Origin of the sequence: Streptomyces sp. CA-142005, from assembly GCF_050942335.1 — a bacterium.
GTDB lineage: Bacteria > Actinomycetota > Actinomycetes > Streptomycetales > Streptomycetaceae > Streptomyces.
In genome coordinates, this window is sequence record NZ_CP192078.1 from 520,943 (window position 1) to 534,402 (window position 13,460).

10 protein-coding genes and 4 pseudogenes are annotated in these 13,460 nt (G+C 68.3%); 9 read left to right on the forward strand and 5 right to left on the reverse strand.

Going from position 1 to position 13,460, the window contains the following annotated elements; genetic code table 11:
- Nucleotides 1–2: 2 nt before the first annotated feature.
- Together ACQPXS_RS02745 and ACQPXS_RS02750 are read left to right on the forward strand one after the other, a co-directional pair.
- Nucleotides 3–235 (forward strand): annotated as a pseudogene (locus ACQPXS_RS02745) (transposase); the annotation flags it as partial.
- Nucleotides 147–521: pseudogene (locus tag ACQPXS_RS02750) on the forward strand (SWIM zinc finger family protein); the annotation flags it as partial. The pseudogenes ACQPXS_RS02745 and ACQPXS_RS02750, both read left to right, overlap by 89 nt.
- A gap of 81 nt (nt 522–602) precedes the next feature.
- Here ACQPXS_RS02750 and ACQPXS_RS02755 read toward each other — a convergent pair.
- Nucleotides 603–1,109 (reverse strand): transglycosylase SLT domain-containing protein, encoded by a 507-nt coding sequence (locus tag ACQPXS_RS02755; protein ID WP_433446352.1) that lies wholly within the window; start codon nt 1,107–1,109, stop codon nt 603–605.
- Between the two features lie 1,070 nt (nt 1,110–2,179).
- Here ACQPXS_RS02755 and ACQPXS_RS02760 point away from each other — a divergent pair.
- Nucleotides 2,180–2,365, forward strand: coding sequence for a hypothetical protein (locus ACQPXS_RS02760; protein ID WP_433446549.1), 186 nt, complete (start codon nt 2,180–2,182; stop codon nt 2,363–2,365).
- Between the two features lie 348 nt (nt 2,366–2,713).
- Here the strand turns inward: ACQPXS_RS02760 and ACQPXS_RS02765 are convergent, their stop codons facing one another.
- Nucleotides 2,714–3,727, reverse strand: a complete 1,014-nt coding sequence (locus ACQPXS_RS02765) for an IS110 family transposase (RefSeq protein WP_433446551.1) — start codon at nt 3,725–3,727, stop codon at nt 2,714–2,716.
- Nucleotides 3,728–3,975: 248 nt separating this feature from the next.
- On the opposite strand from ACQPXS_RS02765, the gene valS reads away from it, so the two are divergent.
- A complete protein-coding gene (gene valS / locus ACQPXS_RS02770) occupies nt 3,976–6,534 on the forward strand; it encodes a valine--tRNA ligase (protein WP_433446553.1) in 2,559 nt (852 codons plus the stop codon).
- Between the two features lie 314 nt (nt 6,535–6,848).
- Here valS and ACQPXS_RS02775 read toward each other — a convergent pair whose 3' ends face one another.
- A complete protein-coding gene (locus ACQPXS_RS02775) occupies nt 6,849–7,421 on the reverse strand; it encodes a TetR family transcriptional regulator C-terminal domain-containing protein (protein WP_433446555.1) in 573 nt (190 codons plus the stop codon).
- Between the two features lie 246 nt (nt 7,422–7,667).
- Here ACQPXS_RS02775 and ACQPXS_RS02780 point away from each other — a divergent pair, with 246 nt between their 5' ends.
- The 3 genes from ACQPXS_RS02780 to ACQPXS_RS02790 all read left to right on the forward strand — a co-directional run bounded on the left by ACQPXS_RS02780 (nt 7,668) and on the right by ACQPXS_RS02790 (nt 10,650).
- Nucleotides 7,668–8,684, forward strand: a complete 1,017-nt coding sequence (locus ACQPXS_RS02780) for an alcohol dehydrogenase catalytic domain-containing protein (RefSeq protein ID WP_433446557.1) — start codon at nt 7,668–7,670, stop codon at nt 8,682–8,684.
- Between the two features lie 74 nt (nt 8,685–8,758).
- Nucleotides 8,759–9,802: a hypothetical protein gene (locus ACQPXS_RS02785; RefSeq protein ID WP_433446559.1), complete on the forward strand. Its 1,044-nt coding sequence runs from the start codon at nt 8,759–8,761 to the stop codon at nt 9,800–9,802.
- A 176-nt stretch (nt 9,803–9,978) separates the two neighbouring features.
- Nucleotides 9,979–10,650, forward strand: coding sequence for an enoyl-CoA hydratase-related protein (locus ACQPXS_RS02790; RefSeq protein ID WP_433446561.1), 672 nt, complete (start codon nt 9,979–9,981; stop codon nt 10,648–10,650).
- A gap of 135 nt (nt 10,651–10,785) precedes the next feature.
- Here ACQPXS_RS02790 and ACQPXS_RS02795 read toward each other — a convergent pair whose 3' ends face one another.
- Nucleotides 10,786–11,526 carry a class I SAM-dependent methyltransferase gene (locus ACQPXS_RS02795; RefSeq protein ID WP_433446563.1) on the reverse strand — a complete coding sequence of 247 codons (741 nt, stop codon included), beginning with the start codon at nt 11,524–11,526 and terminating at the stop codon, nt 10,786–10,788.
- Between the two features lie 120 nt (nt 11,527–11,646).
- Here ACQPXS_RS02795 and ACQPXS_RS02800 point away from each other — a divergent pair, with 120 nt between their 5' ends.
- Entirely contained in the window at nt 11,647–12,165 is a 519-nt protein-coding gene (locus ACQPXS_RS02800; RefSeq protein WP_433446565.1) for a hypothetical protein, read from the forward strand.
- A 35-nt stretch (nt 12,166–12,200) separates the two neighbouring features.
- Here ACQPXS_RS02800 and ACQPXS_RS02805 read toward each other — a convergent pair.
- Nucleotides 12,201–12,370 (reverse strand): annotated as a pseudogene (locus ACQPXS_RS02805) (IS5/IS1182 family transposase); the annotation flags it as partial.
- Nucleotides 12,371–12,569: 199 nt separating this feature from the next.
- Between ACQPXS_RS02805 and ACQPXS_RS02810 the strand changes: the two are divergent.
- Nucleotides 12,570–12,938: pseudogene (locus ACQPXS_RS02810) on the forward strand (DUF5959 family protein); the annotation flags it as partial.
- Between the last annotated feature and the right edge of the window lie 522 nt (nt 12,939–13,460).

A 13,460-nucleotide genomic window follows, 5' to 3' on the forward strand; every position in this document is an offset into this window, starting at 1 on the left:
ATGTGGCTGGTCGAGGCGAGTTGGCGAAGGCGGCATGGGAGCGAATAGAGCCCTGCTGCGCCGCGGGTGGATGGATGGGCGTGGCCGTCCCTGGCGGGGTCTCCTGCAAATGGTTTACGGGGTGCTTTGGCGGTTGCGGACCGGCGCTCCCTGGCGCGACTTGCCCGAACGGCACGACCCCTGGCAGACGGTGTATGAGCGGTTCTGCCGCTGCGAGGCGGACGGGACCTGGGCAGGGCGGGGCCGCCGGGCTGGCCGTCCTGGAGGAGGAGTGGGACCCGCCGGCCGGCCGCTTCGACCGGGCCCGCCCGCTGCTGCTCGCCGCCGACCTCCCGGCGTTCCGCCCCCGGCGCAACCGGCTCACCCATCCGCGCGGCCACGTCCAGCTCCGGCTGGGCCGCGACGGCCTGTGGTACGCGTACGAGTCGGAACCGGGCCGGGACGACTGGTGGCCCCGCGGCACGCCCGACCTGGACCCGGTGGGCGCCCTGACCGGCCTCGGCACACCGGACGACGGCTGACCGCCACGACGCGGGAAGGCCGGTGCCGGCAGCGGTGGTCGCTGCCGGCACCGGCCTTCGGGTGCCTAGGGTGCCGTCGGCTCAGTAGGCGGAGTTGACGTTGTCGATGGAGCCGTAGCGGTGGGCGGCGTAGTTGGCGGCCGCGGTGATGTTGGCGACCGGGTCGGTGACGCTGTTGGCGGTGCCGGCGACGTGGTAGGCGTGGAAGGTGGGGTCGATCACCTGGAGCAGGCCCTTGGAGGGGGTGCCCTGCTTGGCGTTGACGTCCCAGTTGTTCTGGGCGCTGGGGTTGCCGCCGGACTCGCGCATGATGTTGCGCTTCAGGCCCTCGTAGCTGCCCGGGATGCCCTTGGCCTTCATGATGGCCAGCGACTGCTTGATCCAGCCGTCGAGGCTGCCCGCGGAGCCGCTCGTGGAAGCGCCGTGGCTGTCGTTGCCGGAGGCCGTGACCGCACGGGCATGCGCCTGTACCGGCTCGGCGGCCTGCGCGTTGGCCGGCATCAGGGTGAGCGCTGCGGCGGCGGCGCCCGTGGTGGCGATACCGGTCAGGCCGAGACGGGCGATGCGGGTGCGGTTGATCATGGCCATGCGAAAGCAACTCTCCGTGGGGGACGTCAGTCGGTGCCGGCCGCTTGCCTGCGGCGGCGTCGGCCGCCCGTGCACACGGGCAGACCCTTAGGGGGGTCGCTCGCTTCCGGCCATCCGGCTCGCGGCGACGACAGCCATGATTAGCGGCGGCCGGGGGCGGGCGCAATGATGTGACCTACTACCCCCATACGTATATTTGTCCGTTTTGTGCATGAATGGCGCTGTCGGTGCATTTCAGGGGCATCCGGTCCTACGGCCCTGGTTAGGATGTGATCCCGCTCGCATGGCCGACATCACGCCCACACAACCCCGGGCGCGGTCAGCAGCCGGAAAACCCGGGGCATCCGCCCGGCGACGGCCCGACCGACGGGACCAGGTCACGGCAGTGGCCGGCTGCGCCCCGGCCGCCCGGGCAGCGCCGGCGCCGCACCGAGCCCTTGCCGGGACGCTAGCGGAAAGAGATGACCCAGGTGTCACCCGCACCGTGTCCATGCCAGGACCGCCGGGCACCGACTGCATCCACCAGTCCGGCACGAGCGACGCCAGGACCGCCACCGCGGACAGGAACCCTCGGGCCGACGCCGCTCGGGCGGGCCTTCGATGCGATCACGCAAGACAACGCGAAGAGAAGGTCACCTGCCGGGCGAAGACCACGGCCCAGGACCGGGCGGACAAGGCCCCTGCCAGACAGTAATGGGGATATTTGATTCTGGCTCTGGCTGCAGTTCCGTGAACCACAGCACCTGGTGCGCCGGCAAAGACAGACGCGCCGATCGCCCCGTTATGGCTGAACAGCCTGGACGTGCCACGGAAGGCTGCCGCGGAGTCGCTGCGTGCCCAGTTCAGCGCCCTCGGCGTGGAGATCCTGTCGACCCGATCAAGTCGGAGGTCATGGAAGACCTTCCGCAGCTCGCGCGATTCGTACTGCTGCGGAGCCTGTGGCACGGTGTGATCGACGGCTGGACCGAGCCAGGATCGTTCGATCAACTGCCCGCCGCGCAACGCCTTCTGGCCGCTGGGCGGACCGGGAGGACCTTGTTCGCCTGGTCCGAGCCGTTGCCTATGAGGCGGTGTTCGCGACGCTCGACGAGCTGGACGCCGACGGCGATGTGAACGTGTCGGGTGTGAGTGCCGGCTGGGTGGTCATGGAGTCGGGCGCAGATGGCTCTCCGACTGGGCGGGTCTTGTCAGACCTGAATGAAGACCTCCTGACAATGGACCCCAGCGGGCGCGACGCAGCTGACCTCTGGCAATGAGGGCCGTACATTGGGCTGATTGATGCACCCATGAGGGCCGGGCTTGTCAAGCGCGTAATGGGTCCCTGACCTCGGGTTTTGACTGTCGAGCCATTCCGGGGGCGTTGGAGATTCCTGGCGTGAAGTTGCGGTCCGCAACTGGTCGTTCGCGTGGGATTGGCTCCCGGAGTGACGTGGTCGGCGTGGGGTTCACAAGCACCCATTCGGCGTCTGGCCTGTGTGGTCGGCGCCATGACCGTGGTCCGGGGCCGGGGCTGCTCAGTCAGGTCATCGAGCGCGGCGAGGCCGTCTCATGCAAGAGATGCGAGCTCACCCCGGGGGTCTGCGGGCGGCCGGTGTGGGAGGGATTCATCGCGCGGGTCGTTTCTTGCGCTGCGGCTGCGCTTCGGCGGCTTGGAGGAGGTGGTAGGCGCGGGTAAGAAGCTTGCGGGCGATGGCGGTGGTGGCGATCTTCTTGCCGCGGCGGGCGGTGATGGCGTGGTAGGTGTCGGCGAAGTCCGGGTGACGCTTGGCGGTTTGTGCGGCTTCGCACAGGATCCACCGCAGCCAGGCGTCTCCCTGCTTGGAGATGTGGCCGTGGCGGACGATGAGGTCCGAGCCGCGCACGGTCGGGGTGAGTCCGGCCCAGGCGGCGAGTTTGCGTGCGGAGGGGAAACGGGTGACGTCGCCGACCTCGGCCAGGATCACCAGCGCGGTGAGCGGGCCCACGCCCGGCAGGGCAGTGAGAACTTTGACCCGAGGGTCACCGCGGGCGTGCGCGGCAAGCCGCACGTCAAGGGCGTCGATGGGGATCTGCAGCGCGTCCATCAGCTGCAGCAGGTCGTCGACCACGTGGCGGGAGGCGTCCGGCAGCTCGAGCGAGGCGAGCCAGACCCGCCCTGGTCCGGTGAAGACCGAGCCGGCTCGGTCGTGGCCGAGATCCGCGAGTACCGCGTGGACCCGGTTGCGCAGCAGCGTCCGCAGACGTACCAGCTGGAAGCGGTGGCGCAGCAGGGCTCGCTGCTGACGCACCCACAACGGCGCGATCCATGCCTCCGGCAGGAGGTCGGCACGCAACAGCCGGCCCAGCGTGGCTGCGTCGACCTTGTCGTTCTTGAGTCTGGCGGAGGCGATGGCCTTGCATTGCAGCGGATGCACCAGATGCGGCTGGTAGCCGTAGTCCTCCAGCAGTTCCACCAGCCAGCCCCAGCCATAGGCGGCCTCGAACGCGACCGGAGTGCCGATCGGTAGATCCCCGATCACCGAGAGCACCGTCTCGACCCCGTTGGGCACGTTCCGATTGATTCGAACCGTGCCCTCCTGGTCGAGGACCGCGATCTGCGACCGCTTGCGGTGCACATCGATACCGACGTAGACAGACATTGAGGGCCTCCTTCCCGAGCCCGTCGATACCCGGACGATAGGCATCGCCCGACTGAGCACGGAAGGGGGCCCGGCCCTCATAGGGTCAGGTCATGACTGGGGGATGCGGGTCCGGTGGAGTTCTATAAGATCCCCGGCTGCACGGTCGGTTGACGGCGGACGTCCGGACGGCGGACCACCCGATGAGCCCAGGCTGCAAAGGGAAAATCGCGCGCCGCTGGGTCGGCCCGTCCGTAGCATGTCGTGGCATGACGTATACGCCTCGTCGTTCCGACGTGCCCGAGAAGACCTCTCTCGAGGGACTGGAAGAGAAGTGGTCGCGGCGTTGGGATGAGACTGGCGTATATGCCTTCGACCGGAGCCGACCGCGCCGGGAGGTCTTCTCCATCGACACTCCGCCGCCTACGGTCAGCGGCTCGTTGCACGTCGGCCACGTCTTCTCCTACACCCACACGGACGCCATCGCGCGCTATCAACGGATGCGGGGCAAGGCCGTCTTCTATCCGATGGGTTGGGACGACAACGGTCTGCCGACCGAGCGGCGGGTGCAGAACCACTTCGGGGTGCGCTGCGACCCTTCGCTGCCCTACGACCCGGACTTCACCCCGCCCGAGCACCCTGGCAAGCAGCAGATCGCAGTCTCCCGGCGCAACTTCATCGAGCTGTGCGAACGGCTGACCCGGGAGGACGAGAAGGCCTTCGAAGAGCTGTGGCGCAGGCTCGGCCTCTCCGTGGACTGGTCGCTGACCTACCAGACCATCGACGACGCGGCGCGCGCCACCGCCCAGCGGGCTTTTCTGCGCAACCTGGCCCGCGGCGAGGCATACCTCGCTGAGGCTCCCACTCTGTGGGACGTCACCTTCCGCACCGCTGTCGCTCAAGCCGAATTGGAAGACCGGGAACGTCCTGGCGCCTACCACCATCTGGTCTTCCACGGCCCCGACGGGCAGGCCCTTGAGATCGCCACCACCCGCCCGGAGCTGCTGCCGGCTTGTGTGGCGCTGGTCGCTCACCCCGACGACGCTCGCTACCAAGCTCTCTTCGGACAGACCGCTGCCACCCCGCTCTTCGGCGTTGACGTGCCGGTGGTGGCACACCGGCTGGCCGACCCGGGAAAGGGCACTGGCCTCGCCATGGTGTGCACTTTCGGCGACACCACCGATGTGGTCTGGTGGCGCGAACTTCAGCTGGCTACCCGGCCGGTGATCGGCTGGGACGGCCGGTTCCTGCCCGAGCCGCCGCCCGGCCTGGACGGCGATGCCGCGCGCTCTGCGTACGCGCTGTTGGCGGGCGCCACACCGCACACGGCTCGGGAGCGGGTCGTCTCGCTGCTGCGGGAGCGCGGTGAGCTGCTGGGCGAGCCCCAGCCGATCGTCCACGCCGTGAAGTTCTACGAGAAGGGCGACAAGCCTCTGGAGATCGTCACCACCCGGCAGTGGTACCTCCGCAACGGCGGCCGGGACGAGCAGCTGCGCGACCGACTGCTGGGACGCGGCGCGGACCTGCTCTGGCACCCCCCGCATATGAAGACCAGGTACGACAGCTGGGTGAGCGGCCTCAACGGGGACTGGCTGGTCAGCCGGCAGCGGTACTTCGGCGTGCCCATCCCGGTCTGGTACGCGCTGGACGACACTGGCAACCCGCGCTGGGACCAGCCACTGGTACCCACCGAGGACCGGCTGCCGGTCGATCCGGGCACCGACACCCCCGACGGGTACACCTCTGAGCAGCGCGGGGTGCGGGGCGGGTTCATCGGCGACACCGACGTGCTGGACACGTGGGCCACCTCCTCGCTCAGCCCGCAGATCGCCGGGCGTTGGGGACGGGACGACGATCTGTTCCAGCGGGTCTTCCCCATGGACCTGCGGCCCCAGGCCCACGAGATCATCCGCACCTGGCTGTTCTCCACCGTGGTGCGCGCAGACAGTGAGCACGGCGTGCTGCCATGGCGCCGTGCGGCGATCTCCGGCTGGATCCTGGACCCCGACCGTAAGAAGATGTCCAAGTCCAAGGGCAATGTGGTCACCCCGACGGACCTGCTCGTGCAGCACGGCTCCGACGCAGTCCGCTACTGGGCGGCCAGCGCCCGGCCCGGCACGGACACGGCCTTCGATACCGGGCAGATGCGCATCGGCCGCCGACTTGCCATCAAACTGCTCAACGCCAGCAAGTTCGTGCTGGGTATCGGCGAGCCCGACCCGAGCAAGCGGTTGGTTGACGAGCCGCTCGATCAGGCGATGCTGGCCCAGCTTGCCGACGCCGTCCAGGACGCCACCGAGGCCTTCGAGGAGCTCGACTACGCGCGAGCGCTGGAGCGGGCCGAGGAGTTCTTCTGGCGCTTCTGCGATGACTACCTGGAGCTGGTCAAGATCCGTGCCTACGGCGGGCACTCGCAGGAGGGCGCCGACTCGGCCCGGCTGGCGCTGCGGACCGCGCTTTCGGTGCTGGTACGGCTGTTTGCTCCGTTCCTGCCCTTCGCCACCGAAGAAGTGTGGTCCTGGTGGCATGACGGCTCGGTGCACCGCGCGCCCTGGCCTGACGCAGTTTGGCTGCGCGAGCAGGCCGGAGCAGCGGACCGGTCGGTGCTCGAGGTGGCTACGGAGGTGATCGCCGCGGTTCGCAAGGCCAAGTCCGAAGCGAAGGTGTCCATGCGTACCGAGGTGGCTTCCGCCAGGATCAGCGCCTCCCCGGCCATTTGGGAACGGGTGGCGCTGGCGGCGGATGATCTTCGCGCCGCGGGCCGAATCGCCGAGGTGGAGCCCGCCGTCGGCGAAGGTGCCGGACTTGCGGTAACGGTCACACTGTGACTGCGCCCCGATACAGGGCGAAGACCTTCCTCTCGCGCACCTGACCGCCGACGCCGCCGGTCGACGCGTCGTCCACTTCGACCACCGGAGCGGACGACGCTCAGCGGTTTGCTCGCCCCCACCGTTATTAGTCGGCGCCAATCATCGCGTAGAGATGCGTCTCGGTGTGGAAGGCACCCCGACTGCCGTCAGCGGCACTGCTGCTGGCTTCGGCGCTACTGGAATTGAGCGCCAGGCTTGCCCACGCCTGCCTTGGGGCCGGCCGAGCCTTGGTGTGCGTGGCGGCGCCCGCGAGTCTTGAGCTGCGGCCGTGATCAGCGCAGGAGGACGCCGAAGACCATGTGGAAGAAGGCGTCGAAGGGAGCGGAGGACTTGTCGGCCCGGGCTGCGATCAGCGTGCCCTCCCAGGCGCTGAGAATGAACAGCGCGGCCTCCTCGACGTCGAGAGCGGCGTCCAGCTCACCTGCTTCCCTGGCTTCGGTGAGCACCCGCCGGATGCGCGCGGCCCATCGCTGGAAGCCGCTCCGGACGGCGGAGCGGATCTCCTCGGAGTGGTCCGCCACCTCCGCGCCGAGGTTGCCCACCAGGCATCCGCGGGCGAAGCCGCTGCCTACCGTGTCCGCACCCAGGAATTCGAAGTGCGCCCGAAGCCGCTCCAGGGCAGGACGTCCGGGGGTCTCGAGCAGGTCGAACCGCAGCCCGGCGGCGTAGCGGCTCAGTGCCTCAAGGGCGCTCTCCTCCTTGCTTGCGAAGTGGTTGTAGAACGAGCCCTTGGGAGCCCCGGCCGCCGAGGTGATGTCGCTGATGCCGGTGGCATTGAAGCCACGCGTGCGGAACTGCTCCAGGGCTGCCTGCGCGATCTCCTCGCGCTTGGACGCGCGTGCCATCCTCACCACCACCTCGGGATCAATATGTCCGGTCGCCTTGGTCTGGGTCAAACCCACGTCACAGGTCAGCGGCTCCCGCCCACGACGACATGTGACCCATGACTCGACCCTCAGACCTGCTTGACTAGGTTTAAAGTGACCGGTCATATTGAAGTGACCGGTCATATTCAAGCAAGTTCCCACCCCCAAGCCGCCAAGCCCTTGGCCCTCCCCGCTTCGGCAGAGGCAACAACGAGGAGATGCGACATGTCCGCCTACCGAGCATTCGAGGCCACCGGTGTCCACCAGCTCCGGCTCGTGGAGCGTGAGCTGGTCGACCCGGATCCCGGACACGTCCGGCTCAGGGTGGAGGCGTGCGGTGTCTGCCACACCGACGTGCTGGCCGTGGAGGGCCTGCGCCCCGACCCGTCACGGCCCGTCGTTCCCGGCCATGAGGTCGTCGGCGTGATCGATGCCGTGGGCGCGGGCGTCACCGCCTGGCGGCCGGGCGACCGAGTCGGCGTCGGCTTCCTGAACGGGCACTGCTGGCAGTGCGAACCGTGCCGCCGCGGTGACTTCGTCAACTGCCTCAACCAGGAACAGACCGGCACCACCATCGACGGCGGATACGCGGAGGTGGCCTACGCCCGCGCGAGTGGACTGGTGCGCATCCCCGACGGCATGTCCGCCGTCGAGGCGGCCCCGCTGCTGTGCGCCGGACTTACCACCCTCACCGCGCTCCAGCAGGCCGCCACCCGCGCGGGCGCCCTGGTCGCCGTACAGGGGATCGGCGGGCTGGGACACCTGGCGCTGCAGTACGCACGCAGCCTCGGACACCGTGTGGCCGCCATCGCGCGCGGCCAGGAGAAGGAGCCTCTCGCCAGGGAGCTGGGCGCCCACGAGTACATCGACAGCACCCTCACCGACCCCGGCACGGCGCTGGCCGACCTGGGCGGCGCCTCGCTCATCGTCGCCACGGCATCCAGCGGTACGTCCATGAACCCCCTGGTCCGCGGACTGGCCCCGGGCGGCACGCTGGTGGTCGTCGGCGCCGCCCCCGACCCGCTGACGGTCGCCACAGCCGACCTGATCTTCGGCACCCACCGCATCGTCGGCAGCCTGACCGGATCGTCGATCCAGAACGAGGACAACCTCGCCTTCAGTCTCGCCCACGGCATCCGCCCCGCCACCGAGACCATGCCCTTCACCCACGCCATGGACGCCTACGAGCGGATGCTCTCGGGCAAGGCACGCTTCCGCGTCGTCCTGGACATGGCCGCCTGACCACGCCACAACCTGTGCCGCCGGGCAGGCGAGTTGAGGCCCGCGCCCTCGGCAATCCCCTCGAGGTTCCCCCCATGACCGACATGGTCGACACAACAGAGCACACCAGCATCGCCCCGTGCGAGAGCGTGCCTGCGCGTCCAGCCGCCGACATCGTCTCCGCCGTCAACGGTCTCCATGCGACCCGCGCCGCACGGATCAGGCTGCTGTCCGTCTCCCTCGGCACCGCCGGCCTCGGCGGAGCCTGGCAGGCAGGGGTAACCACCTTTCCGTCCGCTCTGCAGTTCAGCGACGCTCTGTTCACCGTCAGCGGACTGATCTGGCTGGTGCTGCTGGCCCAGTACCTGCGGCATGGCGGGACCCGATGGCACAACCTGCGCCATGACCTGCGTCATCCCGGCGATGGCTTCACCCTCGGGTACGTCCCCATCATCGGCATGCTGATCACAGGACACTTCTCCCGGTTCGAGCTCACCGGGGCACGCTGGGTCTACGCGGTGTTCCTTGTCCTGGCCGCCTTCATCGCCGCACGCCTGCTCGCCCACTGGCTCACGGGCACCCTGAGCACCACCGCTTTGCACCCGGGCTATCTGCTGCCGGTCTCCTCCGCACCGTTCGTGGCGAGTGCCGTCGCCTCCACGCTCAGGCTGTCCGGTGTCGCCGACGCCGCCTTCGCGGTGGGGCTTCTGTACTGGCTCGCCTTCGGCACCGTCATCCTCGGCAGCCTCGTCACCGGTGGACCCCTGCCCGGGCCCGCCCGCCCGGCCCTCACCGTCCTGACCATCCCACCGGCGACCGGCGGAATCGCCTGGACCGCCGCTCACAAGGGCGTCTTCGACGCCGTCGGCTACGGCTTCGCCGGCACCCTGCTCTTCACCGTCCTCCTCGTCGTCTTCCTCCTCCCCGAACTACGCCAGCCCTCGTTCCATCCGGGCGTGTGGATCTTCAGCTTCCCCATAGCGGCAAGCACCAATTTCGCCGTCCGCTGGATCCATGCGTCCGCACTCCCCGGAGGACCGGCCCTCACGGGCATCCTCCTCGCCGGTGCCACATTGGCGCTGGGCCTGCTGGCCGCAGCCACTCTGAACCACCGCGCCCGGCGAGCACTTCCCAACTGACTTCCTGCTCCGCGGGCGGAGAGACGCATGCCAGAGACATCACCTCGTCCACAAGCGCCCACCGACCCCGTTCACCGGACGGCGACAGCCCGCGGCCCCGGTTTACGGTGCCAGCAGACGCCGACTCCATCCGACCCATGTGCCCTGCCCCACCGCAACATGCCCAAGGAGCCATCATGCCCACGCTCGACCGCCATGACGCCGTCTTCGTCCTCGACCTCGGCGACGGGGAGAACCGCTTCCACCCCGACTGGATCACCTCGGTCAACGCAGCCCTGGACGAGGTGGAGAAGTCGGAAGGCCCCCGCGCCCTGGTGACCGCTGCGAACGGGAAGTTCTATTCCAACGGTCTGGATCTCGAATGGCTCGCAGCGCACAGCGACGAGCACCTGGCCTACGTCAACTCCGTCCACGGCCTCTTCGCAAGGTTCCTGTCCCTCCCGCTGGTCACCGTAGCCGCCCTGCAGGGACACACGTTCGCCGCAGGAGCGATGCTGTCCCTGGCCCACGACTTCCGTCTCATGCGTGCCGACCGTGGCTTTTGGTGCCTGCCCGAGGCAGAGATCAACATCCCCTTCACTCCGGGCATGTCCGCCCTCATCCAGTCGCGGCTGACCCCGCAAACGGCCCAGCACGCCATGGTCACGGCCCGTCGTTTCGGCGGCGAGGAAGCCGCCACCGCCGGAATCGTCGATCAGGCCGTGGACGAGGGCGCCCTGCGCACTGCCGCCTTCGAACTCGCCCAGGCTCACGCGAGCAAGGCCGGCGACACCCTCGGAACCATCAAGACGCGCATGTACGCCCCTGTCCTCGCCCTCCTGTGCGACACGACCAACCCGCGGGGCTGACGCCGTGCCGGGGGCGGTCGCCGGCCCGGGTAGGGCACGACGTGTGCAGGTGCGGACAGACCGGTCATGGTGACCGGTCGGACGACTAGGGCCTGTCCGGCGAGGGGATGTCTTCACGTCTCGGCGCGGCGGAACTTACGGTTTGTGGGTTACCCAGAGCAGTTCCGCCGGCCAGCGGTGTGCCCAGTCAGGCGGGTCGGTTTCGTTGTAGCCGTTGGGTGTTCCGAGTTCGGGCCGCGGCTCGATGAGGTCGTCGATGACGAGACCTGCGCCGCGCAGGACCTTGACCCAGTCGCCGTAGGTGAGCTGATAGCTGGTCGCGCCCTGGCCTTCGGCGATGGTGTCCAGCCCGAAGTAGTCCTGCTGCAGCGTCGTGGTCACGCGACTGGCGACTTCGTCGTAGCAGGCTTCGAACCATGGGCTGGCGACGTTGAACACCAGGCGCCCACCGCGGCGCAGGATGCGTGCGGCCTGCGGGACGGCCAGATGCGGGGGTGCCCAGCTGAGCCCGCCGTAATCACAGAACACCAGGTCGAAGCTGTCGGCGGCGAACGGGAGTTGTTCGGCGGCGCCTTGCACCAGCGGGTAGTGGGCCGCTCCCATCGCGCGAGCTGCCGCGGCGAGCTGGGCTTCGGACAGGTCGAGCCCGACCACGGTGGCGCCCTCAGCGGCGAGCGCCCTGGACCACTGGCCGGCGCCGCAGCCGAGTTCGAGGACGCGCTTACCGGTGACGTCGCCCAGGGCGTGCAGGTGCGCGTCGGGGATGGAGTACATGCCCCACAGCCGGGGTTTGGCGCCGATTTGCGGGTCGTGCTCCTGCTGGTAGGCGCTGCTGATCTGGTTCCAGAGCCGCCGGTTGGCGGGGATGCTGTCCACGTGCCGACTCCAGCACTGCCTGCCGGGGGCGGTCAACACGATTAGGGCACTGGCCGGCCCTCGCCTCGGTCCGGCCCTGGCTCGGCCCATGATCCGCCGGACGAGCCCTAGGCTGGCGCCGTGGCCAATGAGCTCGTTCATGAGGGAAGCGCCTTCCTCAACTTTCGACGCTACTTCCCGGATCCGAAGGAGCACGGGTTTCGGTGGGTCGACGTCAAGCAGCTCCGCTTCTCTGCGGGGTCCATCGACGATGGAGAACTGCTTGCCGCACTGATTGGGCATGAGCAGTTCCGGGACGACTATGCAGGTGGTGGAGTGCTGCCGGAGGGGCGCCGGCACGGTCCATATTGGCTGCGGTTGATCACGCCCGACGTCTACGAGCCCATCAGCCAGGAGCAGGCCGCGCAGATCCTGCGGGAGTGGGTGGATCCGCTCTGGGACGTGCCCACGGAGCTGGAGGAAGATCTGCAGCGAAAGGTGCTGGACCGCCTGGCGGCAGCCGATGGCGTCTACTATCTCGGCGAGCTCGGGGATGAGGCGATTCATGACTGGGGACGTGTACACGACTACTTCCACGAGTTCGTGCTGGTCGACCGTTCCGCTGGGCAGATCACCCTCGTCGTGGCGGCCGACGACTGAGCCGACCGCTGGGACACCCGCTGCGATGGCTGAGATCAGTAGCGGACCCACATCCGAATCGCGGCAAGACTGACCGTGACCTGGAAGACGCAGGCCCGCTTGTCGTAGCAAGTCCCCACGGCTCTGGAGGCGTTGCGCGCGCGTTGAAGCAACGCTCGGCTTTGTTCCTCCTCTTGTAGGCAGTGCTGTCAATGCCGGTTGGCCGGGGTGTCATCGATCTGGCGTCGCCGCAGGTAGCGGCGGTTTCGGCAGAGCTATACGCGTTTGAACTGCTACCAAAATGGATGGCGGATGCACCCCTGACGGGATGAAGATCCTCCGGTACTCGCCGATGAAGGGGTAGCTATGGGCGACGTCGTCCCGAGGGAGCTCATCTCCCTTGCCGATGACGAGGGAACAGCGTCACTGTCAACGTTTTGGGACGTAGCCCCAGCTGGGCAGCCGGGCTCGACGCCGAAATCGTCGTCACGACGCCCTTCGTATCCGGTCGCTGTTACCTGGGGTTGTCCGCTTACAGGTTGGAACGCTGGTCCGAGGCGCTACTCAGGCTCGACGCCGGCGACGACGTCGCCTGGCTGGAGATGAGCAGGGGGGCGTCCATTTCGATTCAACTCAGAGGCGAGCATGACTGCCCAGAGGTGATCGTAGAGGACGAAACGGGATCCATGGTCACCGTGCGCGTGCCGATCGCCTTGCCAGACGACTGGATTGCCGACCACCGACAGCGTCTGCTCCAGGTCACGAATCACTGGGTTCCGATGCTGTCATCGTAGCGAGACAAGCCGTCGCCAGCAGATGAGCGCGCATCCGAGGGCAAGGAATGTGGAAGTGGGCGAACGCTCGCCTCACGACCCAGCTCGGGTGCTGAGTTCGGAGCCGTGCCCGGTGCCCCTACGGGCGATCAGCGGCTCCATGCCGAGTGCGCGCGGACGAGGTCCGAGATCCTGTCGATCACGGGCCTGACAGACCCGAGGTCCGGCCCGGACCCGGTGCCGTAACCCGCGCCCGCCAGGCCTACACCTTTGTGGATGGCCGTCTGGGTCCGCTTGGTGCGGTCGCCCCATCCTAGACGTCGTGGCAACGGTCGCAGCGATCAGCGGTCTGCCGCCGACCCTTGGCGGTCGACCTTGCGAGGTCGATGGCTCGGCGCGGCGACCACGGCCCGTCCAAGGGATGTACTCCCTCGTAGCCCCAGCCATTGAATGAATGACTTGTGCAGATTTCTACAGGTTAGTTCCGTATACCCCATGCTGGCATCGAGGGCGCGATGAGGTCACGTCGGTGGGAAGTTGCCG

Coding starts and splice junctions, on each gene's coding strand:
- ACQPXS_RS02755 (WP_433446352.1), bottom strand. CDS start 1,109: ATGGCCATGATCAACCGCACCCGCATCGCCCGTCTCGGCCTGACCGGT.
- ACQPXS_RS02775 (WP_433446555.1), bottom strand. CDS start 7,421: ATGGCACGCGCGTCCAAGCGCGAGGAGATCGCGCAGGCAGCCCTGGAG.
- ACQPXS_RS02780 (WP_433446557.1), top strand. CDS start 7,668: ATGTCCGCCTACCGAGCATTCGAGGCCACCGGTGTCCACCAGCTCCGG.
- ACQPXS_RS02765 (WP_433446551.1), bottom strand. CDS start 3,727: ATGTCTGTCTACGTCGGTATCGATGTGCACCGCAAGCGGTCGCAGATC.
- valS (WP_433446553.1), top strand. CDS start 3,976: ATGACGTATACGCCTCGTCGTTCCGACGTGCCCGAGAAGACCTCTCTC.
- ACQPXS_RS02790 (WP_433446561.1), top strand. CDS start 9,979: ATGCCCACGCTCGACCGCCATGACGCCGTCTTCGTCCTCGACCTCGGC.
- ACQPXS_RS02785 (WP_433446559.1), top strand. CDS start 8,759: ATGACCGACATGGTCGACACAACAGAGCACACCAGCATCGCCCCGTGC.